The organism is Cyanobium sp. ULC065 (assembly GCF_977927515.1).
The window spans coordinates 1,327,474-1,353,805 of record NZ_OZ376393.1 but is presented as its reverse complement, the minus strand read 5'-3'; the positions used below and the strand labels follow the sequence as shown (position 1 = coordinate 1,353,805).

The 26,332-nt window shown below is 69.4% G+C and carries 23 protein-coding genes; 11 read left to right on the top strand and 12 right to left on the bottom strand.

Features of this window, described 5'->3' with window-relative positions:
• Nucleotides 1–103: 103 nt before the first annotated feature.
• The 3 genes from ACXMDP_RS06590 to lysA are packed head-to-tail and all read right to left on the bottom strand — an operon-like array spanning nucleotide 104 to nucleotide 3,198.
• Nucleotides 104–898 (bottom strand): isoprenyl transferase, encoded by a 795-nt coding sequence (locus ACXMDP_RS06590; RefSeq protein WP_094511037.1) that lies wholly within the window; start codon nucleotides 896–898, stop codon nucleotides 104–106.
• Nucleotides 895–1,758: a diadenylate cyclase CdaA gene (cdaA, locus tag ACXMDP_RS06585; protein WP_094511038.1), complete on the bottom strand. Its 864-nt coding sequence runs from the start codon at nucleotides 1,756–1,758 to the stop codon at nucleotides 895–897. The genes ACXMDP_RS06590 and cdaA overlap by 4 nt, the downstream gene beginning before the upstream one ends.
• A 24-nt stretch (nucleotides 1,759–1,782) precedes the next feature.
• Complete coding sequence (lysA, locus tag ACXMDP_RS06580) at nucleotides 1,783–3,198, bottom strand: diaminopimelate decarboxylase (protein ID WP_259730449.1); 1,416 nt, start codon at nucleotides 3,196–3,198, stop codon at nucleotides 1,783–1,785.
• A 35-nt stretch (nucleotides 3,199–3,233) separates the two neighbouring features.
• Here lysA and ACXMDP_RS06575 point away from each other — a divergent pair, with 35 nt between their 5' ends.
• The 5 genes from ACXMDP_RS06575 (at nucleotide 3,234) to ACXMDP_RS06555 (ending at nucleotide 9,338) form a co-directional block, all read left to right on the top strand.
• Entirely contained in the window at nucleotides 3,234–3,758 is a 525-nt protein-coding gene (locus ACXMDP_RS06575) for a GNAT family N-acetyltransferase (protein WP_259730448.1), read from the top strand.
• 186 nt (nucleotides 3,759–3,944) lie between these two features.
• Nucleotides 3,945–6,497, top strand: a complete 2,553-nt coding sequence (locus ACXMDP_RS06570; RefSeq protein WP_255099694.1) for an ATP-dependent Clp protease ATP-binding subunit — start codon at nucleotides 3,945–3,947, stop codon at nucleotides 6,495–6,497.
• A gap of 142 nt (nucleotides 6,498–6,639) precedes the next feature.
• Nucleotides 6,640–7,788: an iron-containing alcohol dehydrogenase family protein gene (locus tag ACXMDP_RS06565; protein ID WP_259730447.1), complete on the top strand. Its 1,149-nt coding sequence runs from the start codon at nucleotides 6,640–6,642 to the stop codon at nucleotides 7,786–7,788.
• The gene (locus ACXMDP_RS06560; RefSeq protein ID WP_259730446.1) at nucleotides 7,785–8,672 is read left to right on the top strand and encodes an alpha/beta fold hydrolase; all 888 of its coding nucleotides are present in this window, start codon (nucleotides 7,785–7,787) and stop codon (nucleotides 8,670–8,672) included. Before ACXMDP_RS06565 ends, ACXMDP_RS06560 begins: the two co-directional genes overlap by 4 nt.
• A gap of 24 nt (nucleotides 8,673–8,696) precedes the next feature.
• On the top strand, nucleotides 8,697–9,338 hold the full coding sequence (locus tag ACXMDP_RS06555) for an LmeA family phospholipid-binding protein (protein ID WP_255099697.1): 642 nt from the start codon (nucleotides 8,697–8,699) through the stop codon (nucleotides 9,336–9,338).
• Nucleotides 9,339–9,435: 97 nt separating this feature from the next.
• Here ACXMDP_RS06555 and ACXMDP_RS06550 read toward each other — a convergent pair whose 3' ends face one another.
• The 3 genes from ACXMDP_RS06550 to ACXMDP_RS06540 are packed head-to-tail and all read right to left on the bottom strand — an operon-like array spanning nucleotide 9,436 to nucleotide 12,344.
• The gene (locus ACXMDP_RS06550; RefSeq protein ID WP_259730445.1) at nucleotides 9,436–10,338 is read right to left on the bottom strand and encodes a phosphatidate cytidylyltransferase; all 903 of its coding nucleotides are present in this window, start codon (nucleotides 10,336–10,338) and stop codon (nucleotides 9,436–9,438) included.
• Nucleotides 10,335–10,967: a precorrin-6Y C5,15-methyltransferase subunit CbiT gene (gene cbiT / locus ACXMDP_RS06545; protein ID WP_259730444.1), complete on the bottom strand. Its 633-nt coding sequence runs from the start codon at nucleotides 10,965–10,967 to the stop codon at nucleotides 10,335–10,337. The genes ACXMDP_RS06550 and cbiT overlap by 4 nt, the downstream gene beginning before the upstream one ends.
• 12 nt (nucleotides 10,968–10,979) lie before the next feature.
• Nucleotides 10,980–12,344 carry an Orn/Lys/Arg family decarboxylase gene (locus ACXMDP_RS06540; protein ID WP_259730443.1) on the bottom strand — a complete coding sequence of 455 codons (1,365 nt, stop codon included), beginning with the start codon at nucleotides 12,342–12,344 and terminating at the stop codon, nucleotides 10,980–10,982.
• A gap of 221 nt (nucleotides 12,345–12,565) precedes the next feature.
• On the opposite strand from ACXMDP_RS06540, the gene ACXMDP_RS06535 reads away from it, so the two are divergent.
• Together ACXMDP_RS06535 and ACXMDP_RS06530 are read left to right on the top strand one after the other, a co-directional pair.
• A complete protein-coding gene (locus ACXMDP_RS06535) occupies nucleotides 12,566–14,179 on the top strand; it encodes an ABC1 kinase family protein (protein ID WP_233132834.1) in 1,614 nt (537 codons plus the stop codon).
• Nucleotides 14,180–14,242: 63 nt separating this feature from the next.
• Nucleotides 14,243–14,740, top strand: coding sequence for a hypothetical protein (locus ACXMDP_RS06530; RefSeq protein ID WP_369802994.1), 498 nt, complete (start codon nucleotides 14,243–14,245; stop codon nucleotides 14,738–14,740).
• A 148-nt stretch (nucleotides 14,741–14,888) separates the two neighbouring features.
• Here ACXMDP_RS06530 and ACXMDP_RS06525 read toward each other — a convergent pair whose 3' ends face one another.
• Nucleotides 14,889–15,383, bottom strand: coding sequence for a phosphate/phosphite/phosphonate ABC transporter substrate-binding protein (locus tag ACXMDP_RS06525; RefSeq protein ID WP_259730442.1), 495 nt, complete (start codon nucleotides 15,381–15,383; stop codon nucleotides 14,889–14,891).
• 133 nt (nucleotides 15,384–15,516) lie between these two features.
• Entirely contained in the window at nucleotides 15,517–15,732 is a 216-nt protein-coding gene (locus ACXMDP_RS06520; protein ID WP_259730441.1) for a hypothetical protein, read from the bottom strand.
• 169 nt (nucleotides 15,733–15,901) lie between these two features.
• On the opposite strand from ACXMDP_RS06520, the gene ACXMDP_RS06515 reads away from it, so the two are divergent.
• Nucleotides 15,902–18,910, top strand: coding sequence for a hypothetical protein (locus tag ACXMDP_RS06515; protein ID WP_259730440.1), 3,009 nt, complete (start codon nucleotides 15,902–15,904; stop codon nucleotides 18,908–18,910).
• 4 nt (nucleotides 18,911–18,914) lie between these two features.
• Here the strand turns inward: ACXMDP_RS06515 and ACXMDP_RS06510 are convergent, their stop codons facing one another.
• Nucleotides 18,915–19,907 (bottom strand): RpoD/SigA family RNA polymerase sigma factor, encoded by a 993-nt coding sequence (locus ACXMDP_RS06510; protein ID WP_255099702.1) that lies wholly within the window; start codon nucleotides 19,905–19,907, stop codon nucleotides 18,915–18,917.
• Between the two features lie 228 nt (nucleotides 19,908–20,135).
• Here ACXMDP_RS06510 and ACXMDP_RS06505 point away from each other — a divergent pair, with 228 nt between their 5' ends.
• Together ACXMDP_RS06505 and ACXMDP_RS06500 are read left to right on the top strand one after the other, a co-directional pair.
• Nucleotides 20,136–20,873, top strand: coding sequence for a pseudouridine synthase (locus tag ACXMDP_RS06505; protein WP_259729274.1), 738 nt, complete (start codon nucleotides 20,136–20,138; stop codon nucleotides 20,871–20,873).
• A 16-nt stretch (nucleotides 20,874–20,889) separates the two neighbouring features.
• Nucleotides 20,890–21,861: a helix-turn-helix domain-containing protein gene (locus tag ACXMDP_RS06500; RefSeq protein WP_259729273.1), complete on the top strand. Its 972-nt coding sequence runs from the start codon at nucleotides 20,890–20,892 to the stop codon at nucleotides 21,859–21,861.
• Here ACXMDP_RS06500 and malQ read toward each other — a convergent pair.
• Nucleotides 21,774–23,372, bottom strand: coding sequence for a 4-alpha-glucanotransferase (gene malQ / locus ACXMDP_RS06495; RefSeq protein WP_259729272.1), 1,599 nt, complete (start codon nucleotides 23,370–23,372; stop codon nucleotides 21,774–21,776). The genes ACXMDP_RS06500 and malQ overlap by 88 nt on opposite strands.
• On the bottom strand, nucleotides 23,369–24,571 hold the full coding sequence (locus tag ACXMDP_RS06490) for a Coenzyme F420 hydrogenase/dehydrogenase, beta subunit C-terminal domain (protein ID WP_259729271.1): 1,203 nt from the start codon (nucleotides 24,569–24,571) through the stop codon (nucleotides 23,369–23,371). The genes malQ and ACXMDP_RS06490 overlap by 4 nt, the downstream gene beginning before the upstream one ends.
• A gap of 218 nt (nucleotides 24,572–24,789) precedes the next feature.
• Here ACXMDP_RS06490 and ACXMDP_RS06485 point away from each other — a divergent pair, with 218 nt between their 5' ends.
• A complete protein-coding gene (locus ACXMDP_RS06485; protein ID WP_259729270.1) occupies nucleotides 24,790–25,701 on the top strand; it encodes an LCP family protein in 912 nt (303 codons plus the stop codon).
• 38 nt (nucleotides 25,702–25,739) lie between these two features.
• Here the strand turns inward: ACXMDP_RS06485 and ACXMDP_RS06480 are convergent, their stop codons facing one another.
• Nucleotides 25,740–26,276: a hypothetical protein gene (locus ACXMDP_RS06480; protein ID WP_457767137.1), complete on the bottom strand. Its 537-nt coding sequence runs from the start codon at nucleotides 26,274–26,276 to the stop codon at nucleotides 25,740–25,742.
• Nucleotides 26,277–26,332 lie beyond the last annotated feature (56 nt).

Sequence of the window (26,332 nt, the reverse complement as noted above, 5' to 3'; positions counted from 1 at the left end):
GCGGCTTCGGACGCGGATGTGGCTGCGGAGGCTTCGGCCGCAAGGGCGGTGCCGCTGGAGAGGGTGGGGGAAGCGATCAAGGCGGCAGGGGAAGGGGGAAGGATCAGGCGGTGAGCGGTGCGACGCCACCGAAGCGCCGCTGGCGGTTCTGATAATCGCCGAGGGCCCGCAGCAGGGCGTCTTCGTTGAAGTCGGGCCAGAGCACATCGGTGATGTGGATTTCGGCGTAGGCGAGCTGCCAGAGCAGGAAGTTGCTGATCCGGTATTCGCCGCTGGTGCGGATCAGCAGATCCGGATCCACCTCATCGGCGGTCTGCAGTTCGGCGGCGAAGGACTGCTCGTCGATGCTGGCCGGATCAAGCTCGCCGCGGGCCACCTGATCGGCCAGACGCCGCGCCGCCTGCACCAGCTCGCTGCGGCCGCCGTAGTTGGTGCACACGTTGAAGTGAATGCCGGTGTTCTCAGCCGTGCGGCGCGTGGCCGAGGCGATTAGCTCCTGCAGACCGTGGGGCAGTTGCTCGAGATCGCCAAGGAAGCGGATGCGCACCTGTTCGCGGTCGAGGGCCTCCAGTTCGCGGGCCAGCACCCGCTCGAACAGGGTCATCAGGAAGCTCACCTCCTCGCCGGGGCGGTTCCAGTTCTCGGTGGAGAAGGCATAGGCCGTGAGCGCACCGATGCCCCAGTCGCTGCAGAGGCGCAGGGTGCGCTTCAGGGCTTCAACGCCCTCGCGGTGCCCCATCACCCGCGGCAGGTTGCGCTGGCGGGCCCAGCGGCCGTTGCCGTCCATGATCACCGCTACGTGGGCCGGCAGGCGGCTGGGATCCAGCACGGACGGCACGGCCCTCAAGGGCTGCGGATTCGCCTGGATCAGGGGAGTGGTCGCCGGGGAGCGACTCATGCGCGTGACTCTGGCGTGTCCTTCGACACGCTACGACCCGTGGGCAGCGCCACCACCGAGCCATGGCCGGACTTCGGCGTGGGCTTGGTGGTGGGCTGGGCCAGGGCGAGGCTGAGCAGCTCGCGCAGCCGGCTGCTGGTGATCGGTCGCTCCAGCCGGCCATGGCGCGCCAGTGACAGGGTGCCCGTTTCCTCGGACACCACGATGCAGAGGCAGCGGTCGAAACGCTCAGTGATGCCAAGGGCCGCCAGGTGGCGGGTGCCATAGCGGGTGAGGCCCTGGCGGGACAAGGGCAGGATCACCCCCGCCGAAAGGATGCGGTTGCCGCGCACCAGCAGGGCGCCGTCGTGGAGCGGGGTGTCGGCCGCAAACAGATTGAGGATCAGATCCACCGAGAGCACCGCATCGATGGCGATGCCGGGATTGAGGAAGTCTTCGGGACGGAGATCACTGCCGAGATCCACAAGCATCAGTGCACCACGGCGATGCTGCGACAAGCAGCCCGCCGCTTCGGTGAGCACCGCCACAGAACCGGACACCGCCGCATCAGCCGCCTGGCTGCCGAGCAGCACATCGAGCCGGCCGGTGCCGAGAAGCTCCATCAGGCGCCGCAGCTCCCCCTGCCAGAGGATCGCCAGCGCCAGACTGCACCCCAGCACCACTGCTTCCAGCAGGCGTGTGGTGAGAGGCAGCACGGCGATGCGCTGGACCACCCACACCAGCGCCACGAGGAACAGCCAGCCACGCAGCAGCCACAGGGTGCGCGGCTCCCGCACCCTCGCCAGCAGCAGCACCCCCAGCGAGGAGGCCAGCACGATGTCGAGGATCAGGCGCACGTCGAGGAGCTTCAGCCAGATCACCCGCAGCCCCCAGCCAATCTGGGCTCAGGGTACCGGCGTCAACCGCTCCGGCAGGACGTCGTAGCGCAGCAGCTCGTCCGGTCGCTCCCGCCGCTGCACCAGTTCGGCCCGACCCCCCTGCACCAGAACGGCAGCAGGGCGGGGGATGCGGTTGTAGTTGGAGGCCATCGAAGCGTTGTAGGCGCCAGTGGCGAGCACCACCAGCACGTCGCCGGGGGCGGAGGCGGGCAGGGCCAGCTCCTTGAGCAGCACGTCGCCGGATTCGCAGTGCTTGCCGGCCAGCGTGACCGTTTCTTCAGCGGCGCCGGCAGGCCGATCGGCCAGCACGGCGGTGTAGGCCGACTGATAAGTGATCGGCCGCGGGTTGTCGCTCATGCCCCCATCCACCGACACGTAGGTGCGAATGCCGGGGATCTCCTTGCGGCTGCCGATCGTGTACAGAGTGAGGCCGGCGGTGGCCACCAGGGAACGGCCCGGCTCGCACAGCAGCCGCGGCAGCTCCAGATCCCGCTCCAGGCAGGCGGCCGCCACGGCCTGGGCCACGCCCTGCACCCAGGCCTGAATCGTCGGGGGATCGTCGCTGACCACGTAGCGGATGCCCAGGCCCCCGCCCACGTTCAGATCGGTGCAGGGGTGGCCGAGCGAACGGGCCAGCGCCAACGCGTCGGCCATCACGGCCGCCAGGTCGCGGTGGGGCTGCAGCTCGAAGATCTGAGAACCGATGTGAGCATGCAGGCCGGTGAGCCGGGCCCAGGGGCATTCCGCCAACTGGCACAGCACCTGCTCGAGCTGATCGGGGTCGAAGCCGAACTTGCTGTCGAGGTGGCCGGTGCGGATGTACTCGTGGGTGTGGCACTCGATGCCGGGCGTGAACCGCAGCATCAGGGAAGCCGGCCGCTCCGCGGTGGCGATCGTGGCGAGCAGCTCCAGATCGCGCCAGTTGTCGGCCACCACGGTGACCCCGTGCTCCACCGCCAGCGCCAGCTCCTCCACCGATTTGTTGTTGCCGTGCAGCACGATCCGCTCCGGTGGCATGCCACCGCCGAGCGCCGTGAGCAGTTCACCGGACGACACGGCATCCAGGCCAAGGCCCTCGGAGGCCACCACAGCGGTGATCGCCAGGCTGCTGTTGGCCTTGGAGGCGTAGAGCGCCAGCGAGCGGCCGGGGTAGAAGGTGTCAAGCGCCTCGCGGTAGGCGCGGCAGCTGGCACGAAGCGTGTCTTCGTCGAGCACGTAAAGCGGTGTGCCGTAGGTACGGGCCAGGTCACTCAGGAGACAGCCGCCCACCACCAGGGCTCCATCGGGCGCGCAGGTGGTGCTGATCGGCACCAGGTTGCGGTTCGGGCTGGCCGCTTCGATGGCGCCGGCCAGCAGGGGATGGGGCTCCGCGGTACCGGCTGTGGCGCCGCTGGTGGCACCGATCGCACTGGTGGGGGGCATCCTGGGAAGGGTCCGGATCAGCGTCAATCGTAAGGATGTCTCCGGATGCTGCTGCCGACGCCACCGGCGCAGACGCCCAGGCGCAGGCGCGCAGGCTGATGCCAGCGGATCTGGAGGCCTGTCTCGCGCTTGACCGGCTGGCTCTGGGCGGGCTGTGGGACTCGGATCAGTGGCAGACCGAACTGGAGAGCGACGGCCGGCTCTGCCTCGGCCTCGAAGGGCCAAGGGGGCTGGAGGCCATGGCCAGCGGCTGGCTGGTGGTCGATGAGCTGCAGATCATGGTGGTGGCGGTGCACCCCGACTGCCGGCGGCGCGGCCGGGGGCGGCGTGTTCTCAGGGCCCTGCTGCAAAAGGCCCGGCAGCAGGGAGTGCAGCAGGCCACCCTGGAGGTGGCCGCCGGCAACACTGCCGCCCTGGCGCTCTATGCCGCCCTCGGATTCCGCAGCCAGGGACGGCGTTGCCGTTACTACCGCAATGGTGAGGACGCTCTGATCAAATGCCTGCCACTGGTGGAGATCGCGGTAACGCCACCGCCACCGCTGGGTTTCAGCGGCGAATGAGTGCTTGACGAGGTACGGATTGCCGCCCTTCGTTGATGTGAAAGCACCAACAGTTATGGCCGGCCAGATATGCCTATCAGCGGGGCTGATCCATGGTGCAGCAATGGATCTGGACATCTCCAGCCGAAGATCACAAACACCCTCTCAGCCCTGATAGGTTGGGTGCACTTGCATCAGGTCCCGCCCATGTTCGAGCGGTTTACCGAGAAAGCCATCAAGGTGATCATGCTGGCCCAGGAAGAGGCCCGCAGGCTGGGCCACAACTTCGTGGGCACGGAGCAGATCCTGCTGGGCCTGATCGGCGAAGGCACCGGCGTGGCGGCCAAGGTCCTGAAATCCATGGGGGTCAACCTCAAGGACGCCCGGGTGGAGGTCGAAAAGATCATCGGCCGCGGCTCCGGCTTCGTGGCCGTGGAGATTCCCTTCACGCCCCGTGCCAAGCGTGTGCTGGAGCTCTCGCTCGAGGAAGCCCGCCAGCTGGGCCACAACTACATCGGCACTGAGCACCTGCTGCTCGGCCTGATCCGGGAGGGCGAGGGAGTCGCCGCCCGGGTGCTTGAGAACCTCGGCGTCGATCTCGCCAAGGTGCGCACCCAGGTGATCCGCATGCTCGGCGAAACCGCCGAAGTGGCCGCCGGCAGCGGCAGCAAGGGGTCCACCAAAACCCCCACCCTCGATGAATTCGGCAGCAACCTCACCCAGCTCGCCACCGAAGGCAAGCTGGATCCGGTGGTGGGCCGTCAGAACGAAATCGATCGGGTGGTGCAGATCCTCGGCCGCCGCACCAAGAACAACCCTGTGCTGATCGGCGAGCCCGGCGTGGGTAAAACCGCCATCGCTGAAGGTTTGGCGCAGCGCATCACCCTCGGCGAGGTTCCGGACATCCTCGAAGACAAGCGCGTGCTCACGCTTGACATTGGCCTGCTGGTGGCGGGCACGAAGTACCGGGGCGAGTTCGAGGAGCGCCTCAAGAAGATCATGGAAGAGATCAGGAGCGCGGGCAACGTGATCCTGGTGATCGACGAAGTCCACACCCTGATCGGTGCCGGCGCCGCTGAGGGCGCGATCGATGCGGCCAATATCCTCAAGCCCGCCCTGGCCCGGGGCGAGCTGCAGTGCATCGGCGCCACCACCCTCGACGAATACCGCAAGCACATCGAGCGCGATGCGGCCCTTGAACGCCGCTTCCAGCCGGTGATGGTGGGCGAACCCACCGTTCTCGACACCATCGAGATCCTGCGTGGCCTGCGCGAGCGCTACGAACAGCACCACCGCCTGAAGATCAGCGACGAAGCCCTCGTGGCCGCCGCCACCCTGGGCGACCGCTACATCTCCGACCGCTTCCTGCCCGACAAGGCGATCGACCTCGTCGATGAAGCCGGCAGCCGCGTGCGCCTGCTCAACTCGAAGCTGCCGCCGGCCGCCAAGGAGCTCGACAAGCAACTGCGCTCGGTGCAGAAGCAGAAAGAAGATTCCGTCCGCGAGCAAGACTTCACCAAGGCCGGTGAACTGCGCGACAAGGAAGTGGAACTGCGTGAGCAGATCCGATCCATCCTCCAGGCCCGTCGCGATGAAGAGCCCACGGCAGCCGAAGGCGGCGAGGCCATCACCACCGAAGCCACCGGCTCCATTGAGCTGCCGCTTGCCGGTGCCGGCGGCGATCGCAGCCCGGTGGTCACCGAAGAGGACATCGCCCAGATCGTGGCCTCCTGGACCGGCGTGCCGGTTCAGAAGCTCACCGAAAGCGAATCGGTGAAACTGCTCAACATGGAGGAAACCCTCCACCAGCGTCTGATCGGCCAGGACGAAGCCGTCAAGGCTGTGTCCAAGGCCATCCGCCGCGCCCGGGTGGGACTCAAGAACCCCAACCGCCCAATCGCCAGCTTCATCTTCTCCGGTCCCACCGGCGTGGGCAAAACCGAGCTCACCAAGGCTCTGGCGGCTTACTTCTTCGGCAGCGAAGAGTCGATGATCCGGCTCGACATGTCGGAGTTCATGGAGCGCCACACCGTCAGCAAGCTGATCGGCTCGCCTCCGGGTTATGTCGGCTTCAACGAAGGTGGCCAGCTCACCGAAGCGGTGCGCCGCCGGCCCTACACCGTGGTGCTCTTCGACGAAATCGAGAAGGCTCACCCCGATGTGTTCAACCTGCTGCTTCAGCTGCTGGAAGATGGCCGCCTCACCGATTCCAAAGGCCGCACGGTCGACTTCAAGAACACCCTGATCATCATGACCTCGAACATCGGTTCGAAGGTGATCGAGAAAGGGGGTGGGGGCCTGGGGTTCGAATTCTCCGGCGCCGCCGCCGAAGAAACCCAGTACAACCGCATCCGCTCCCTGGTGAACGAAGAGCTGAAGCAGTACTTCCGCCCTGAGTTCCTCAACCGTCTCGATGAGATCATCGTCTTCCGTCAACTCACCCGTGACGAAGTGAAGGTGATCGCCGACATCATGCTGCGCGAAGTGTTCGGCAGGATGCAGGAGAAAGGCATTGGTCTCTCCGTCACCGAGGCCTTTAAAGAGCGCCTGGTCGAAGAGGGCTACAACCCCAGTTACGGAGCCCGCCCGCTGCGCCGCGCCGTGATGCGCCTGCTTGAGGATTCTCTGGCCGAGGAGTTCCTCTCCGGCCGCCTCAAGGATGGCGATGCAGCGATCGTCGATGTCGACGACGACAAGCAGGTGGTGATCCGCCACCAGGCGATCACGCCCGAGCCCGAACTGGCTGCCGCCAGCGCCTGAATCAGCGGCGGTTTCACACGGTCCACTCGACGGCGGGAGTTCAATGAACTCCCGCTTTTTCTTGCGCGTGCCACCGCACGCCGCGCAGGTGCCGGGTCGCGTTGCCGCTCGATGCCCAAAATCGGCCGACTAGATTGATCAGATGAGCATCAGCTTGAGCGAACACCTGATCGCCCCGGCCCGCGTGCTGCGGGGCAAAGGTGCCTGGGAAGCCTCCCTGCCGGCTATCGCCGCCCTCTGCCGACGTCCCCTGTTCCTCGGCCGCAGCCGCGCCACCGCTGCTCTACGCGAGTCGCTGGCCGCTGATCTGCGGAGGCTCGGGCTTGATCCCCTACCAGCTCAGCTGCAGTTCGATTGCTGCGAAGAGGATCTGCAGCGGCTTCAGGCGGACGTCGCGGCGGCGAATGCTGATCCAATCGCGGCGGACCCAATCGATGCCGTGGTAGCGGCCGGGGGCGGCAAGGTGATGGACGCGGGCAAGCTGCTGGCCGATCGGCTCGGGCTGCCCTCCATCACCGTGCCCACCAGCGCCGCCACCTGCGCCGGCTGGACCGCCCTGGCCAACCTCTATTCCCCCGGCGGAGCCTTCACCTGCGATGTGAGCCTTGAGCGCTCTCCCGCTCTGCTGGTGTTCGACCACCGTCTGATCCTGCAGGCACCGCCCCGCACCCTGGCCAGCGGACTGGCCGACGCCATGGCCAAGTGGTACGAAGCGTCGGTGAGCAGCGCCACCAGCACCGACGGCCTCGTGCATCAGGCGGTGCAGATGGCCCGCGTGCTGCGGGATCAGCTGCTGCTGGAAGGCCAGGAGGCCATGGCCCACCCGGGCGGTGAAGCCTGGGCGCGTGTGGCTGAGGCCTGCGGACTCACCGCCGGCGTGATCGGCGGCCTGGGTGGTGCCCGCTGCCGCACCGTGGGCGCCCATGCGGTGCATAACGGCCTCACCCAGCTGGAGGCGAGCCATGGCCGCCTGCATGGGGAGAAGGTGGGCTTCGGCATCCTGGTGCAGCTGCGCCTGGAGGAGCTGGTGGGCGGCAACCGCCTCGCTTCCCAGGCGCGGCGCCAGTTGCTGAGCTTCTTCCGCCAGCTCTCGCTGCCGGTCACCCTGGCGCAGCTGGGGCTGGCGGACTCACCGCTCAGCGATCTGCAACGGGTGTGCGCCTTCGCCTGTCAGCCGGGATCTGATCTGCACCGGCTGCCCTTTGCCGTGAGCCCGGCTGACCTGCTGGGCGCGCTGGTGACCACCGATGCCGCCATCGAGCAGTCGGCCAGCGCCGACGCCAACCGTTGACCCTTCCGCAGCCTGACGGCCGGGCGCTGGTGGAGGCGGCGGCCCGCAACCTGCTCGACCCGCAGGGCCGTCAGCTGGCAGCGGCGGTGCAGTGGTGGGACCTGCCGGGCTGGGCGCGGCCCTTCCCGGTGGCGGTGCTGGGGGAGGGCCCGCCGCTGCTGCTGCTGCACGGCTTCGACAGCAGCTTTCTGGAGTTCCGGCGGCTCGCGCCGCTGCTGGCCGGTGGCGCCACGCTCTTGATTCCCGATCTGTTCGGCTTCGGCTTCACGCCCCGGCCCGCCGATGGCGATTACAGCCCCCGCGGCGTGCTCACCCATCTCGAGGCCCTGCTGGCGGAAGCCGCTGCACGCCTTGGCCCCCAGCCACTCGGCCTGATCGGAGCCTCGATGGGCGGGGCCGTGGCGGTGGAACTAAGCCGGCGCCAACCCGCGCGCATCCACCGGCTGCTGCTGCTCGCCCCCGCAGGCCTCACCGGCCGGCCCATGCCCCTGCCGCCGCTGCTCGATGGCCTCGGGGTGCGCTTTCTCGGCCTGCCGGGCGTGCGCCGCAGCCTCTGCCGCACGGCCTTCGCCGACCCATCCGCCAGCGTGGGGCCCGCGGAAGAGGAGATCGCCTCCCTGCATCTGGCCACACCGGGATGGGCCGATTCCCTGCGCCGCTTCGCCCGGAGCGGTGGTTTCGCTGGCTGCGGCGAACCCTTGCCCAGCCAGCCGCTGGAGGTGCTCTGGGGCGCTGATGACCGCATTCTGCGGGCCCCGCAGAAAAAAGCCGCCCTGGCGTTGCTGGGGGACCGAGTGAAGGAACTGGCCGACTGCGGCCACCTGCCCCATCTCGACCAGAGCGATCGGGTGGCTGCCGCCTGGCTCACGCCTGGCCTCTGTTAGAGAAGCCATCCCCTTGCAGGCTCCATGACCAGCTCCGAACCCCAAGCCCCCGGCGGACCGGTGCTGCAACTTCTAGCGGCTGGTCTGCAGTTCTGGATCCGCAGCCAGTGCGAGGCCGTGGAGAGCCTGGAGCTGCAGCTGCACGGCAGCGCTCTGCAGCTGTTGCGCGGCCAGTTGGAGGGCGTGACGCTGATGGCGCGGCGGGTGGTGTACGACGGCCTGCAGTTTGAACTGGTGGAACTGCGCAGCGATCCGCTGCGGGTGAAGCTGGGGCGGCTGGTGCGCGCCCAGTCGCTCACCCTCGACCACCCCTTCGGCATCCGCGGCAGGGTGGCCTTCACCGCCACCGGGCTCACTCACTCCCTGAGCAAACCGCGCTGGCGTGAGCTCAGCGATCTGCTGGGAGAGCAGCTGCTGGGGCTGGGACCGCTGGTGGAGCTGCGCATCGCCCGCGACACCTTGATCCTGGCCGCGCGGGCGATGGGGGAGAACCGCCTGATGGAGCTGGAAACCAGGCCCGTGGCCGTGGATGGGCGGGTGGAGATCCACGCTGTCGACGGGGAGCTGCGGGCCAGCCTGCCGATGGACCCGAACATCCGCATCACCACCGCCAACCTTGAGGGCGGCATGCTCCAGCTGCAGGGAGAAGCCCGCGTGCAGCCCTGAGCTGGAGCAGGCCGGGGGGCGTGGTTCATGGCAAAGCTCGAGGCCACAGGAACTGCCGCGGAGCAGCAGCTCAGGCCAGTGCATCAGGGCAGCAAGCTCAAGGCAGTAACGCCGGGCGGCTGAGCAGCGGCACCACCAGGGTCACGTAGTAGAAGACCACCGCTGGGGTGAACAGGTAGCTGTCAATGCGATCGAGGATGCCGCCGTGGCCGGGGATGGCATCACCGGAATCCTTCACCCCCGCGTCCCGCTTCATCATCGATTCGGTGAGATCACCAACGAGGGCGAACAGAGACACGATCGCGCCCAGCCCGCCGCCCACGGCCCACCCCCAGGGCCAGCCCAGCCAGAGCCCACCGATCACCCCCACCAGCAACGAGCTGGCCACTCCTCCCAGCGCCCCTTCCACCGTCTTGCCGGGGGAGATCGGCGAGAGCGGATGCCGCCCGAGGCGGCGACCGATCATGTAGGAGCCGATGTCGGTGGCCACCACCATCAGACAGGCAATCAGGGTGAGCGCCATCCCGGAGGAGAACGGCCAGCTGGCTCCCACCAGATGGGGCGCCAGCACGGCATCACTGAGATCACGCAGGCGCAGCCAATGGCTGGGAAGGAAGCCCAGGTAGAAGAGCCCGAAGATCGAAGCAGCGATGTCGGCGATGGTGCCCGTGATCGGCTGCAGCAGCAGCCAGCCGCAGATGGCCGCCCCCGACACCGGCAGCACCGCCGCCGCCAGATCCGAGGCCAGCCCGCCTCCACTGGCCCACTGGGTGGCCACCAGCAGCACCTGGCAGACCACCAATGTGGTTTTGGTGGCCGGGCGGATGCCCTTGAACTGCGCCAGGCGAAAGAACTCCAGCAGGCCCAGGTGCACGATCACCCCCACCGCCAGGGTGAACCACCAGCCGCCGAGCGCCACCACCACCAGGCCGAAGGCGCCCGCAGCGAGTCCGCTGAACAGGCGCCGCTTCGAGGTGGGAGGACGGGACGACGCGTTCACCCGAGACGCTCGGCGGCGATCACGAACAGCGGTTCGGCGGCAGCCAGCCGCGCCTGGCTGCCGCGGCGCTGCATGCGGTGCACCGTGGCCTGCACCACCTGCACATCGCGCGCCTTCAGCTGGCTGAGCGTGTCGGTGGCATCCACCAGGCCCTCAAGGCTGGCGGTGCTGATCACCAGGCGTCCCCCCGGCTGCAGCGCCGTCCAGACGGACTGGAGCACGGCGGCCAGCGGCCGGCCCACCTCAAGCAGCACCCGGTCGGGGTGGGGGGGCAGCAGGCCGAGATCCTCAGGAGCCTGGCCGGCATGAATGTGGAGGTTGGGGATGCCGAAGCGGCGGCGGTTGCACTCCAGCAGCTCGATCGCCTCTGGATCGCGCTCGAGGGTATGCACTTCACCGGCGGGCATCAGCCGAGCGATCTCCAGCGCCAGGGCGCCTGTACCGCCGCCCACGTCCCACACCACCGAGTGGGTGCGGGGGCGCAGATGGGCCAGCAGCATCACGCGCAGCTCCATCGGCGTGGGACTGAAGCCTGGCGCCCCTTCAAACACGCTGTCGGGAAGGCCGGGGGTGACGAAATCCCACTGGAAGCCAGCGCTCGCCGCCTGCTCCTGCTCCCCAGCGCCCATCCGCAGCGCCCTTCAGGCCACAACATTCACGCTATCAGCGATCTGGTCAGGCCATAGGAGGCGCTGCTGGCACAGCCACTCCGCCCGGGCGGCATCGATGCGCTCGCCGGGAATCAGCAGGGGGATGCCGGGGGGATAGGGGCACAGCGGTTCGGCCGCCAGACGACCGGCCGCCGCCGCCAGCCGCACCGCCTGCCGGGGCGCGCGCCAGGCCTCCCCCACCGGCAGCTCGGGTTCGGCCACCAGCGGCAGCGGCGGCGGCGTGAAGGGGGCCAGCGGCTCCGCCCCGAGCGCCGCCCGCAGGGCGAGCAGGTGGCGGCGCAAGCGCCACACCAGAGCCGGCGGCGGCACCAGGCCGAGGCAGAAGGTGAGTGCGCCCGGCTCGGGCAACTCGGCGATCACGCCGCGGGCCATCAACCATTGGTCGGCGTCGAGCCCATTGATCCCCATGGCGGCGGTGTGGAGCACCAGCCGCAGCGGATCCTGGTTGGCCACCAACGGCAACCCCTCCGCCTGCAGCCGCTGGCGCAGGCGCGCCGCCACCGCCAGCGCCCGCTGCCGGCAGCGGCGCTCGGCCGGGCTGGGCGCGTGCAGCTGGCGCAAGGCCACCTCCGCCGAGGCCAGCAGCAGGGCACTGGGGCTGGAGGTCTGCAACCAGCCCAGGGAGCGCTCCAGCGCCACAGCAGACACCCGCTCGCCCTGCAGCAGGATCACGGCGCTCTGGGCCAGTCCTGCCGCGCCCTTGTGCAACGACTGCACCACCAGGTCGGCGCCGGCGCCAAGGGCAGCGGCGCGATCGGCCCCATGGCATTCATCCACCAGCACCGGCAGCCCCCGGCGATGGGCCACGGCGATCAGACCGGCCAGATCCCCCTCCAGCCCCTGATACGTAGGGTGCACCAGCACCACCGCCGCCAGCGGGCCCGCCTGCTGCAGCACCTGCTCCAGGCCGGCGGGGGTTGGGGCCTGCCAGAGGCCGGTGGCGGCCTCGAAGGGCAGATCGAACAGCACCGGCTGCAACTGGCCGAGCACGCAGCCGTGCAGCAGGCTGCGGTGCAGGTTGCGCGGCAGCAGCACCCGCCCGCCGGGCGGGGCCAACGCCAGCAGGGCGGCCTGCAGCAGGCCACTGGCGCCGTTGACGCCGAACCAGCAGCGGTGGGCGCCGCACAGCGCGGCAGTGCGGACCTGGGCGGCGGCCACCGCCCCTTCCGCTTCGAGCGGTCCGCCGATGGCCGGCAGTTCGGGCAGGTCCCAGCAGCCGGGGCGATCGCGCAAGAGGCGCGCCAGATCGGCGGCCAGCCCGCGGCCGCGCCCATGGGCCGGCAGGTGCAGTGCCAGGGCGGAGGGCTGCCCGCGCAGAGCGCCGATCAGAGACATGAAGGGCAGAAAACTGTTCCTAGAGTGGGCCGTCGACACTCCCCTGCCGCGCAGGGGCACCGGCTATCACTTCCACTTCGCTCGCGCCCGCCACCGCTGCGGCCCCAACCGGCACCGCTGCGCCAGCGGCCAACGGGACCACCGCAGCCGCCGTCGTTCCCGGCCGCCCGCAGGACCCCGGGCCGCCGCTCCGCTACGACCCCCGGAGCGACCGCCGCTGGTTGCTGCGCCGGCCCTGGATCCTGATCGCGCGGCTGGTGGGGGTGCTCTGGCAACTGCTGGGTCTGGCGGTGGTGCTCACCGTGCAGGGCAACAGCAACGACCGGGAGGTGCAGAAGCGCCTGGGCCGCCGCATTCTCACCACCCTCACCTCACTCGGCCCCTGCTTCATCAAGGTGGGCCAGGCCCTCTCCACCCGGCCCGACCTGGTGCGACGCGACTGGCTCGATCAACTGACCCAGCTGCAGGACAACCTGCCCCCCTTCTCCCACGCCGTGGCCCTCGCCCTGATCGAGCAGGAACTGGGCGCCCCTGCCGATCAGCTGTTCACCACCTTTCCGTCCTATCCGGTGGCGGCCGCCAGCCTGGGCCAGGTCTACAAGGCCGAGCTGCCAGGCGGGCACTGGGTGGCCGTGAAGGTGCAACGCCCAAACCTCGCCTATCAGCTGCGCCGCGACCTGGTGATCATCCGCAGCCTCGGCGTGTTGGCGGCCCCGTTCCTGCCGTTGAACCTCGGCTTCGGCCTCGGCGACATCATCGATGAGTTCGGCCGCAGCCTGTTCGAGGAGATCGACTACCGCTGCGAGGCCGACAATGCCGAGCGTTTCGCCGACCTGTTCGCCTCCAATCCGGCCGTGACCGTGCCGAAGGTGGAGCGGCAGCTCTCCAGCCGGCGTGTGCTCACCACGAGCTGGATCAACGGCATCAAGCTGCAGAACCGGCTGGAACTGGAAGCCCACCACCTTGATCCCACCGCCCTGATCCGCACCGGTGTCACGGCGGGCTTGCAGCAACTGCTCGAATTCGGCTATTTCCACGCCGATCCCCATCCCGGCAACCTGTTCGCGCTCACCGGCAAAACGGGCGCCATGGGCCATGTGGCCTATGTCGATTTCGGCATGATGGATTCGATCAGCGATGCCGACCGGCTCACCCTCACCGCCGCGGTGGTGCACCTGATCAACCGCGATTTCCAGGCGCTGGCCCGCGATTTCCAGGCGCTCGGCTTCCTGCGGCCCGATGCTGATCTCACGCCGATCGTGCCGGCCCTGGAGGCGGTGCTGGGCGGCCAGCTGGGCGAGAACGTGGGCTCCTTCAACTTCAAGGCGATCACCGATCGCTTCTCGGAGCTGATGTTCGATTACCCGTTCCGAGTGCCGGCCCGCTTCGCCCTGATCATCCGTGCGGTGGTGAGTCAGGAGGGTCTGGCGTTGCGGTTGAACCCCGATTTCAAGATCATCCGCGTGGCCTATCCCTATGTGGCGCGGCGCCTGCTGGCCGGGGACACCAGCGAACTGCGCGAAAAGCTGCTGGAGGTGCTGTTCGATGCCAGCGGCCGCCTGCAGTTGGAGCGGCTGGAAAGCCTGCTGGCGGTGGTGGAGCAGGACGACGCCAACCCCGACCTGCTGCCTGTGGCCGGCGCCGGTCTGCGCCTGCTGCTCGGCCCGCGGGGCAGCAGCCTGCGCCAGCGCCTGCTGCTGATGCTGGTGCGTGACAACCGCCTGCACACCGAAGATCTGCAGGCACTGCTGGGCCTCCTGCGGCGCACCTTCTCGCCGCGCAAGCTGGCCGAGGGCATGCTGCAGCGGCTCAACCCGCTGGCGGCAGCCGCCTGAGCCTGGGGCGGGGACGCCCGCACCAATCGCTAGGGTCGGGCCTTCTTCCGCTGGCCCGTCGCCGTGACCCTCGTGCCCACTGATCCGAGCGAAGCGGCACTGGCCCTGGGCAGCGCCCTGCTCGACGCCGATGCTTACAGCGGTGGCCCCTTCAACGACCTGGAGGCGCAGGGCCTGCTGCTCCAGTACGCCGCCTACGGCCAGCCGCCGTTCTTCCTGGCAGGCGTCGGGCTGGCGATCAGCGTCCTGTGCGGGCTCACCTTCTCCCGCCAGGTGCAGGACAAGCTGGAGGGCTGGAAGCAGGACCGTCTGGCGCTGCTGCCGCTGGGCTCGGGCGAGGTGGTGGCGTCCTACAGCGGTCTGGTGATCGGCGTCACCCTGTTCATCGGCGGGGCGCTGCAGGTGTTCGGCTTCGGCAGCGGCACCGCCCTGCTGGTGGCGCTGCTGCTCTCGCTGCTCACCGCGGGGGCGCTGTGGGCCCAACTGGTGCGGTTGATGGAGCAGGTGGAGAACGGCAGCTTCAAGGCCGTAGATTTCGATAACTTCGACCAGTTCTTCTGATCGGATCCAGCGACAGAAACGGGTGACGGGAACGGGAAAGCTGATCCGGCGTTCTGATCGAAACAGCCCTTGGTTCGGCCGTTCCTGAAGTTTCCAGACAGGCTCGAACAGGCTTGCCGGATCAGTTGAGCAATTCGATCATCCGAAATCACACCCGGGCGTTAGCTGGCCTGATGCGCGTGCGCACCTGCGCGGGCAGGTCCATCAGCAGCCTGGCCAGAACCCGCCGGTCGCCATCGTCGAGCTTGGGCGACAGGGCCACCACCAAAGCCGGAAGGGGAAGGCCGCGGGCGATCACCCGGCATCGCTCCTCGGCACGGGTGGGGTTGAGCTCATCGCAGGGTTGGCTTTCCACAAAGCTGCGTGCCACCACCCCCACATCGGCCTTGCCGTCGCGCACCACCAGACCAAAGATCTCCGCCACTTCAGGATCGGGCAACAGGGTCACGCGCCGGCCCTTGAGCAACGTCATCGACACGAAGGACTTGGTGGCGGAGTAGTCATCGCCGAGGGCCACACCCCAGTGCAGCCGCTTCAGCTCCGCCACCGCCTTTGGGTAGCTGTCAGCATTGGTGAGGATCACACCCGCGCTCCGGCCGCGCAGATGGTCGATCAGGCGATACAGCCTCAGCTGCCGCTCCACTTCGGCCTCCAGGGAGCGGTAGGCATCCAGGTGCTGATGGGAAGTGCCTATCGCCAGAGCGAGGCGGTCGCGCAGGCTGTCGACGCACCAGCGTTTGTAGGCCCTGAAGGTGTCGCAGAACGGCAGGTACCAGTCACTCGAAATCCACAGGCAACTTCAGCAGCAGAGCGGCATCCAGGGTGGGGCCCACCTGGCCGCAGGGAGGACCGAGCACCATCCGCCGCACTGGCCCGAGGCCTGCCCACAGGCCACCGCTCCTTGAGCAGGTGAGCGTGTCGAGGCGATCCAGGTCGTGCTTGGCCAGCTGCAGCCGAACACCAGCAGCGGGGGCAGAAAGGCGGGCGGTCATGGATCTTTAGTAACGCCCCTGCAGCCAGCCCACTGCCGCCGGTCGAATGGCGTCGCTGCTGCGACCAACCAAGCGCCGCAGGCCTGGTGTTCAGCCCCACCGGAATCAGCCCGGCATAGGACAACCTGTGATGGCAGGGTTAGAAACCAGGGCAGTCGCCGGGTCCATCGTGGGCGTTCCCCTCCTGGTGCTGGCGATCCTGCTGGCGATCCTGCTGGCGATCCTGCTGATCGGGCTGTGGCTGCACAGCCATTCGCTGCAGCGGGGGCAGCTGAAAACACTGGAGCGCCGGCTGCAGCAGCTGGAAGCCCGGCTGGGCGCGCTGCCTCCAGCTCCAGTCGGGCAGGCAGCGGGCAAGCGGCTCGAGACGGAACCCAGCGCACCGGTTCCGTCAGCGCCGCCCCTGGGTCCCAGCCGCCTGAGGCCAGCGGCGGCGGAATCCGCGGTTGTGGCGGATGTGGTGGAGGGGGATGTGGCGCTGGTCGTTGTTCCGCCGATGGATGCCGAGGTCGGGACTTCCTCGCCGACAGGGCCCGCGTTCCCACCCCCGCCGCCTCTGCCGCCGCGCACGCCCTCGCCTCGCGGACCCAGAACGGCCGGGAAGCTGGAGCGGCTGCTGGTCGAGAACTGGACCGGGATCCTGGGCGTGATGGTGGTGGTGGCCGGGGTCACCTTCGTCGTGGTGAACGTGGGCCTGCGGCTGGGGGGCTTCGAGCGCTTCCTGATCACCGTGGCCACCGCTGCCGCTTTGGCGGCCCCTTCGCTGCTGCTGGGTCGCCCCAGCCCCTGGCGCGAACTGAGCCTGTGGATGCGCAGCGGCGGTGGCGCTCTCTTGCTGTTCGCCTGCGCCGCCGCCGGCTCCCTGCCGGAACTGGGGCTGCGCTGGATCGAAGCGCCTGGTCCGGCTGTGCTGCTGCTGGCGGTGGGCATGGCCGTGAATCTGCTGCTGGCCCGGGTGGCCCCCAGCCAGGCGGTGGCCTCCCTGCACGTGGTGGTGAACCTGGTGCCCCTGCTGATCGCCAGCCAGAACCCAATCACCCTCGCCCTTGCCACGCTGGTGACGGTGGCGGGCCTGGCGGTGCCGTTGCCCCAGCGGCAGGAACGTCATCAACTGGTGGTCACCTGGGCGTATGCCGGCTTCCAGCTCTGGTGGCTTGCGGGCAATGGAGCGCTGCTGGAGGCCATGCAGCCGGAGCGTGGCTTCGCCTTGGTCGGTGCCCTGGTGGTGTTCGGCGGAGGGGCGCTGTGGCAGCACCATCCGCGCGGCAGAGCGCCAGAACTGCGCCCCCTCCCCCTGTTGCTGCTGCTCAGCCGCTGGGGCGGGGTAGGACTGGCCCTGCTGGTGACACCAACCCATGCGGCGCAGCGCATCGTGGGCCTGGCCCTGGCCGCTGCCCTCGCCTACACCCTGGGTAAGGGGGCCGGCCGGGCGGGGGTGCGCTGGCTGGTCCGCTGCGATCTGCTGGTGGCCCAGGTTCTGGCGATGGCAGCGGTGCTGAGCCTGCAGCCGCTGGTGGTGAATGGGCCGCTGCTGGTGGCCGGCCTATGGCTGGAGACCGTGCTGTTCCTCGGCCTGGCCGTGAGCGAGCACGATCCGGTGCTGCGGCGCTGGGGGTGGGGAGCGGTGAATCTGGTGGCCGTTGCCCTGGTGTTCACGGGGCTGATCACCGCCGCCGTCGATGCACTGACCACCGCACCCACGGCTCTGGAGCAGGGCCAGAACGCCGCTGTGCTGATCGGTGCCGGCCTGCTGGCAGCTCTGCTGCAACTGCTGCTTCAGCGCCGCGCCGTGCCGCTGCCGTGGCCAGCCGCGTTGGGTTGGATCAGCGGGTTGCTGGTGGCGGTGGGCACATCGATCAGCGCGCCCGCTCCCTGGCGGGAAACGCTGGCGCTGGTGGTGGTGGGCGCCCTGCTGCTGCTCGCCCGCCGGCAACGGCCGCCGGGCCTGCTCGGCGGCTGCGGGCTGGCAATCGTCATGGCACACCTGACCAGCTGGCTCGTGCTGGTGGTGCAGGCGCCCTGGTCGCTGGCGCCCCTGCTGATCCGGCTCCTGCCCCTGGCCGCACTCTCCTTGCTGCTAGCCGGTGCCGGTGGCCGGCCCGCGCTGAGGGCCACCGGACTGCATCTGTTCGGAGTCACCGCCGCCCTGGGGGTGTATCTGGCCCTGGCACCAATCTCGGAGCTGTTGCCCGGGACCGCCTGGCTGGCCCTGGCTGCGGGGGCGCTGGAGCTCGCCCGCCGCCGGTCGCGGGGGCCTGCCCTGCAGCTGCTGGTGATGGCCTTGGGCTACCTGGTGCTATTTCTCACGGCCTACCTGCTGGTGATCCTGCCCAGCCCGGAGCTGCTCAGCCTGGGCCGCGTGAGCTTCAGCGCCCGCCTGCCGATCCAGCTGTTCGCCCTGGTGGTGGCGCTGCGGGTCTGGTTCCTGCGCCCCGGCGCAGGCCTGACGGCGTTGCCGCTCTGGCGTGGCGTTCAGCCTCTGGCGCTGGAAGCGGCCGTGCTGGTTTCGGTTCTGGGCATCGCGGTGGAGGTCGGTCCGCTGTGGCGGCCAGTGGCCTGGTCGCTGCTGGCGGTGCTGCTGGTGATCCCGAAGCTGCAACGCCTGTTTGCGCCGCGGCTGGCCGTGTATGCGGTGCTGGTGTACTGGCGCGGCATCCTCGGCCTGCTGGCGATGCTGGACACACTGCCGCCGGCTCCAGAGCGCTGGCTGGGGCATCCGCAGACGGTGGGGGTGCTGGCGATCGCACTGGAGGTGCTGTTCATCCTGCTGGCGCACAAGAAACTGGAGACTCCGCTGCAGGCGGCCTCGCAGGGGTTGCCGTTGCTGAGCTGGATCGCCCGGCGCGTCGCCGCCGCTCCCAACCGCTGGCTGTACTACCCGATGTTCGTGGCCGTGGCCTGGAGCCTGGCGGCCCGCTACGACCGATCGCTGCTCACGCTGCTGTGGGCCCTGCAGGCGTTCGTGATCTACCTGCTGAGCGCCGTGCTGCGCGATCAGCAGTTCCGCTGGCTGGCCCTGCTGGGGTTGGGGGCCTGCCTGGTGCGGCTGGTGGCGATCGACATGGCCCAGGCGGATTTGGGGCTCCGTGGCGTGGTGTTCATCGGCGTGGGGCTGCTGATGCTGGCGATGAACGCCATCTACAACCGCTTCCGGGCCCGATTCAACTCCGGCCGGTGAGGGCTCAGGCCACCAGGTAGCCCTCCAGGCGGCGGGAATGGGAGCGGATGCCGTCGAGGGCGCGGCGTTCGAGGTTGCGGGTCTTGTCGCGGCTCATGCCGAGGGAGCGGGCGATGCCGGTGAGGCTCATCGGTTCTTCGCCATCGAGCCCGAAGCGCATCTTCAGCACATCGCGCTGCAACTCCGGCAGTTGCTCCAGCAGTGCCCGCATATCCCCCCTCAGGCATTCGCTGTCCACGCTCTCCTCCGGCAGCGTCCCGTCCCCCTGCAGCAGATCCAGCAGCTCCGTATCCTCCCCGTCGCCCACCTTCGTTTCCAGGCTCACCGGCTGCCGTGCTCGGCACAGCAGATCCTTCACCTCCTCCTCCGGCAACTCCACCGCCACCGCCAGCTCACTCAGCGTGGGCGTGCGGCCCAGCTCCTGGCTCAGCTCACGCTGACCCTTCTTCAGCTTGTTCAGCGTTTCGGTGATGTGGATCGGCAGACGGATCGTCCGGCTCTTCTCCGCAATCGCCCGGGTGATCCCCTGCCGGATCCACCAGTACGCATACGTCGAAAACTTGTAGCCCCGCGTCGGGTCGAACTTCTCCACACCCCGCACCAGGCCGATCGTTCCCTCCTGGATCAGATCCAGCAGCTCCATGTTCCGCTTGGTGTACTTCTTCGCCACGCTCACCACCAGCCGAAGGTTCGCCGCCACCATCCGCTCCTTCGCCCGGCGCCCGCTCGCCAGCTTGCGGCGCAGCACCGGCACCGGCAGCTCCAGCGCCGCCGCCAGCACCTCCATCGTGGGTTTCACCCCGCCGGCGCGCATCTCCAGCTCCAGCTCCGTTTCCTCCAGACGCATCAGCTCCTGCACCTGGCGGCCCAGCGTGATCTCCTGCTCATGGCTCAGCAACGGCACGCGGCCGATGTCCCGCAGATACGAGCGCACCAGGTCGCCGCTCGCCATGGAGGCACTGGAAGCATCAACCGTGGCCAAGGGCGGGGAAGGCATGGTGGCGTTTCGCAGGGTTAGGAAACGTTTGTGTTTCGTAATTTACCACCATGGATCGGTCGCACACCATCCCCGCACCTGCTAGCTACGCACCAGCCCAACGCCTGCTGGCGGCGTGCCAGCCCGGCCTCAGTTGGCGGGGCGGCGAGCGTCCGCCGACGCGGGAGAGAATGCGGCTGTGCCCGCCCCTGACGGCGCCTGCCGCCGGGCCCTACGCTGCCGGATGCCATGCCAAGGGAGCGACTCCAAAAGCTGCTGGCCGCCGCCGGCGTCTGCTCCCGGCGGCGGGCCGAGGATCTGCTGCTGCAGGGGCGCGTGCGGGTGAACGGCAGGGTGGCCGGTCTGGGCGATCAGGCCGATGTCAGCACCGATCTGGTGGAGCTCGACGGTCAGCCACTGCGTCCTGCCGTGACCCGTCAGACGCTGTTGCTGCACAAACCCCCTGGTGTGGTGAGCAGTTGCCATGACCCGCAGGGCAGGCCCACGGTGCTGGATCTGCTGCCAGCGGCCCTCACCGAGGGCACCGGCCTGCACCCGGTGGGCCGGCTCGACATCGACAGCCGCGGCGCCCTGCTGCTCACCAACGACGGTGCCCTCACCCTGCGGCTGACCCATCCCCGCCATGGCCACGGCAAGACCTACCGAGTGCTGGTGCAGGGCCACCCGAGCGAGGCCGCGCTGGCCCAATGGCGCCGGGGCGTGGCGCTCGATGGTGAGGCCGCCCTGCCGGTGCAGCTGCGCCGGCTGCGCCAATCGGCCGCCAGCACGCTGCTGGAGGTGAAAATGCGGGAAGGACGAAACCGGCAGATCCGCCGCACCGCTGCCCTGCTGGGCCATCCGGTGCAGGATTTGCTGCGGGTGGCGATCGGGGATCTGCAGCTGGGCACCCTGGCGTCAGGCCAGTGGCGCCCCATCGACGCTCGACAATGGGACGAACCTGCTTCCGGTGCTGGACACCAGCACTGACCCTTCGCCGCCCCCGATGCCGCGCCCCCGGATCACCTCCCTGCTTCCCCAGGCCCTGCGGCGGCGCCTGCGTCTGGAGCCGTCGGCAGCGGCCTCGGCCCCACCGGCCCCCGAAGATCCCCTGCTGCAGCTCGGCCGGCTGCTGCGCCAGAAGCGGGAGGAGCAGGGGCTGAGCCTGCGCCAGCTCGCCACCGAAACCCGCATCAGCACCCCGGTGATCGAGGCGCTGGAGAGGGGCTGGCGTGACCGCCTGCCGGAGCCCGCTTACCTGCGCACGATGCTGGCGCTGCTTGAGCAGCATCTCGGCCTGGAACCCGGTGCGCTCAACGCCGCCCTGCCGCTGCAAGCCCACCCACTCGACGACCACAGCAAGCAGCCCTCGCTGCTGCGGCGCTTCACGCCGGGCTCAATCGATGTATTCACCAGCTGGCAAGGCACGGTGCTCTATGGCCTGCTGACCGCCGGCCTGATCTACGCCGTGAATCTGCAGCAGCAGCAGCTGGCGGCGGCCAACCAGCTCACGCTGCGGCCCGTGCCGCCGCTCACGGAAGCGGAGCGGGTGAAACCGCCCGACAGCAATGCCCTGCTGCTGCAGGTCCACCCCGACCTGCGGCCCCTCCAGCAGGCGGCCCGTGGGGTGGCGCAGAAGCAATGGAGCCGGGAAGCGCGCCAGGAGGGGGGTGGTCCTGGCGTGCTGCGCCTGCGGCTGGATCAGCCCACAAGCCTCCAATTGAGCAGCGAATCGGGAGAAGGCACCCGGCTGCAAGGGGCGCGGGGCTCCCTCGTGCTGCAGATGCAGCCACCGCTGCAGGTGCAGCTCACTCCCCCACCGGCGGCGGGCAGCGGGGCCGTGCGTTGGAACGAGCAGCCGCTGGAGGCCGAAGCCGGGCGGCCGGGGGGTTACCGCGTGCCGCCGGCAGCAGCGCGGGGCTCAGCGGCAGCGCCAGCAGCGCTCCCCTCGGTTGCGCCGCCCGCCGATCTGCCGTAACGGGCCGCCAGGGCGGCCAGGGCAGCGATCGGCTCACTGAGCTGCTGCACAGGTTGCTCCAGCCGCCAGCTCCAGTTGGCCTCCCCCGCCGTGCCAGGGGTGTTGAAGCGGGCCTGATCGCCCAGGCTGAGCAGATCCTGCAGGGGCACCACCGCCAGCTCGGCGCGCGAGGCGAGCGCCAGCTCCAGCAGTTGCCAGCCTGGGGCCTCGATCATCTCGCCGATCCGTTCACCCACCTGACGGCGCTGATCCTCGGGCAGGGAGTCCCACCAGCCGATACAGGTGGCGTTGTCGTGGGTGCCGGTGTACACCACCCAGTGGCGGCCCACGTAGTTCTCGGGCAGGTAGGCGTTGCCGTCGTTGCCGTCGAAGGCAAACTGCAGGATCTTCATACCCGGCAGGCGAAAGCGGTCGCGCAGAGCCTCCACCGCAGGCGTGATCACGCCCAGGTCTTCGGCGATCAGGGGCAGTTGGCCACCCAGCCGTTGACGCAACGCCCTCAGCAGCGCCACCCCTGGCGAAGCGCGCCATTCGCCCAGCTGGGCCGTGAGTGCCTCACCGGGCACCGCCCAGTACGACTCCAGCGCGCGGAAGTGATCCAGACGCAGCAAATCGAGCCGTTCCAGCTGCCCCTGCAGCCGCCGGAGCCACCAGCGGAAGCCGGTGAAGCGATGCAGCGACCAGCGATAGACGGGTGTCCCCCACAGCTGGCCGGTGTCGGAGAAGTAATCGGGCGGCACACCGCTCTGCTGGGTGAGGGAACCATCCCGGCGCAGCGAGAAGAGGCGGCGCCGAGCCCAGACATCGGCACTGTCGTGGGCCACATAGAAAGGAAGATCGCCGATAAGCTGCACGCCGCGATGGCGCGCATGGTCATGCAGCTGCTGCCACTGGCGCTCCAGGTGCCACTGCACCAGGGCCTCCTGCCGCAGGGCCGCCGCCTGCTCCCGGTCGAAGCGGCGCAGGGCCCGCCACTGCCGTTGCGCCAGCGGGACAGGCCATTGCCACCAGGGCAGGCCTCCCTGCAGCTCCCGCAGCACCATGAAGCGGCAGTGCTCCACCAGCCAGGGAGCTGCCGCCTGGCACCAGCGCTGGAAGTCGGCCTGGCGTTCAGCCGACTGCTGGAGCCAGCGCCGCTCGAGCGCCTGGGCCAGGGCCGCCGAGCGGAGCGGGCAGGCCTCCAGGTCGAGGCGATCGGTGCGGCCGGGGGGCAGCCCGGCAAGATCGGCGGCTTCCAGAAAGCCATCGGCCACCAGCGCGTCGCCGTCGAGAAACCAGGCGTTCAGCGCAAAGCCGCTGGGGGAGCTGTAGGGAGAGCCGGTGCCATCGGCGGGGGCCAGTGGCAACAACTGCCAGGCGTCGATGCCGTGGTCGGCCAGCAGGTCGATCCAGGCGTGGGCCGCGGCGCCGAAGCTGCCGCAGCCGGGCGTGCCCGGCAGGGCCGTGGGGTGGAGCAGCACACCACAGCGGCCCGCTGTCCCGGGGCCTGGTGGAAGGTCGGCGTCGCTCACGTGCGCGGCAGGCGGTAACGCGCCACGATCGCCTTGGCGAAGGCCGGGATGTGGCGCTCGGCCATCTCAGGATGGTGGCGCCGCAGCCACAGGGCATTGCGGGTGAAGTGGGAATCGATCGAGAAGCGGCCATACTCCAGCCCCTGAGGCCCGACGCGCTGCACGAGGAAGCCCACCACCTCAGCCAGCCAGCGGGGCAGGCGCACCGCCTTGTCGTAGGCGTCGATGCCCTGCTGCACCGCGGCGCGGCGATCCCCGCGGCTGCTCACCGGCGCCAGATCCAGTTCCGCCTCCACCAGATCGAGCAGCTCCTGGCCGCGGGCGTTGCGCACCGTGAGCCACTGACGGCCGAAGGTGGCGCCCATGTAGCCCACCACCAGGTCGGCGCCGCCGTTCACGTAGTCGAAGCAGCTGAGGCAGCTGGGGGCGAACACATCCTTGAGCCGGGGGGTGTCGAGACCGAAGAAGGGCACCGTCTCCTCGCGGCCGTCGCTGTGGCGGAAGTGGATGCGGAAGTCCTGCATGAACTCGTAGTGCACCACCGTGGCGGGCGAATCGCTGGCGCTTTCCAGAAAGGTCTGCAGCCCCTGGCGGCTCACGTTGTCCACGCACGGCAGACCGAGCACGTAGAGCTGATCCAGCGGCAGGGTGTCCTGCACGGCCCGCAGCGCCTGCACCTGGCAGCCCACACCGATGGCCAGCAGGCGGCGGATGCCGCTGCCGGGTAACTGCTCCAGCACCTCCAGGTTGGGGGAGAGGGTGGGCTTGTTCACCCGTGCCGCCAGCACCTGCTCGGGGGTGCGCGCCAGCACCGGCACCGGCGTGAAGCGGTCGTCGGGGCTCTGCTGCACGCACACCACCGCATCCACCAGGCCCGTTTCCAGCGCCCGCACGCCGATGCGCGACACGATGCCGGTCCACTGCGCCCCATCGATCGGGGGCTGCAGGCGGGCCGTGACCATGCGCTGGCTGACGCCGAAGTAGAGCTCGTCCTCGTTGGTGAGGTCACGGCTGCGGCCGTGGGCGGCTTGCTCCATCGCCTCGAAGCGCTGCTGGAGGAAGGCGCAGGCCTGGCGTACGTAAGCCACCCAGCGGCTGTCGCACAGACCGCAGTCGCTGCAGAGGTCCTTGGCCGGTTTTGTGCTGCCCTTGGGCAGGGGCCGGGCCCGTTCGTGAGGGAGGGGAGGGGCGGCGGTCAATGCGGCGTCCAGCCTGACGGGGCAAGGGAGCTTCAACCTATCGGCAGGCCCGGCTTCCGTGCCGGAGCTACGGCAAAGTTGAGCCTTCGCAAGCATGAGCGCCGATGGCAGGCGGGAGCAAGGCACGCCCACGGGGTGCGGCGCGATCGGCAGGGAGTTCGGACGTGTCACCTGCGGGTCCTGCCCAGGCGGAGCCTGGCGGCCGCCCCCGCGCTCGGTTGGGGTCGCGGCTGTGGAAGCTGAGCCTGGCCCTGCTGGCTGCCGTGGGCACGGTGGTGCTGTTCGAGCGTGTGTGGTCGCGGCCCGACCCCGGCCTGGTCAGCAGCGATCAAGCGGGCCTCAACAAGGATCTGGCCGATCCGCCGATCCGTCCCATCACGGTGCTGCTGATCGGCACCGACGCCGACCGGCTCGATGCCAGCACCAACGGCGCCGCCCCCCCCGGCCCCGCCAACGCCGACACGCTGCTGCTGATCCGGGCCGATCCGGGCGGGGCGATGCGGGTGCTGAATGTGCCCACCGAACTGGCTGTGCAGGTGCCGGGTCAGAAGAAGGTGCAGAGCCTGGGGGCCCTTTACCGGCTGGGCGGCCCTGCCCTCACGGCCGGCGGGGTGGGGGAGCTGGTGGGCCTCGACCCTGGCCAGCCTGAGCGCTATGTGGTGATGCCGCGTCAGGTGCTGCGCAGCCTGGTGGACGGCCTGGGCGGGCTGGAGCTGAACTTGGATCAGGCCATCCGTTACCACGACAAAACCCAGAACTACCGGGTCGATCTTCAGGGCGGGCTGCAGGTGCTGAAGGGCCCGCAGGTGGAGCAGCTGGTGCGCTTCAAGGGCAAGGACGACGGCCTCAGCGGACGGCGCAGCCGCCAGCAGGAGGTGATCGCCGGCCTGCTGGAGCAGCTGGGGCGCCCTGACGGCACGGCGAAACTGGCGCAGCAGGTGAGGCAGCTCCAGCCGTTGGTGGGCACCAACCTGACGGAAACCGAGATGCTGAGCCTGCTCAACGTGGCGATCCAGCAGGCCCACACCGTGCGCTACGACAAACTCCCGCTGGCACCCACCACCGAGCCTGGCCAGACGCTGCGGCAAGTGGCGCCGGGAGCAGAGCAGCCGCTGTGGCCGGCGGGGTAGCCCCACTCCGGCCATCGCGATGGATCAGCGCAGGCCGCTCAGAGGGTGGTAAGGCGCTGCCAGCGCAGCTTCAGGGCCTCCAGCAACACCTCCGCACCGGCAGCGCCGTGGTCGCCTGGCTGCAGCACACCGAGCCAGGGCAGACCCTCGCAGGCGCGGGCCGACCCGTCCCAGCTGCCGCCCCACTGCACCAGGCCAAGCAGGGGCACGGCGGAGCGATCGAGCAGGGCGGTGTAGGCCGCCGCCAGCCCGCTGGTGGCGTCGTCAGCCGTCACCAGCAGCAGGGTGGGCTGCCGCCAGGCGCCGAGCACCTCCGCCCAGCGGGTGCCCGCCGGCAGCCAGCGGCCTGGGTCTTGCTCGAGCGCCACCAGAGCGCCGCCCCGGTGGCTCTGGAGGGCCGCCATCAGCTGATCGGGCTCAACCGATTGAGCGGCCAGCTGGCTGAGCTCGGTTGTGGCGGGGAGGGCCAGCAGCGACTGCAGGCGCGGGGCCGCCTGGGGCAGGGCCGCCAGCCCGCCCGGGCCAGCTCCGGCCAGCACCAGGGGAGAGGTGAGCAAGGACCGCTGTTCGGACAAGACCGGCAGGCACTGGTTCATCATTCTTCATACCACCAGGTTTCGCCGGCATCCGA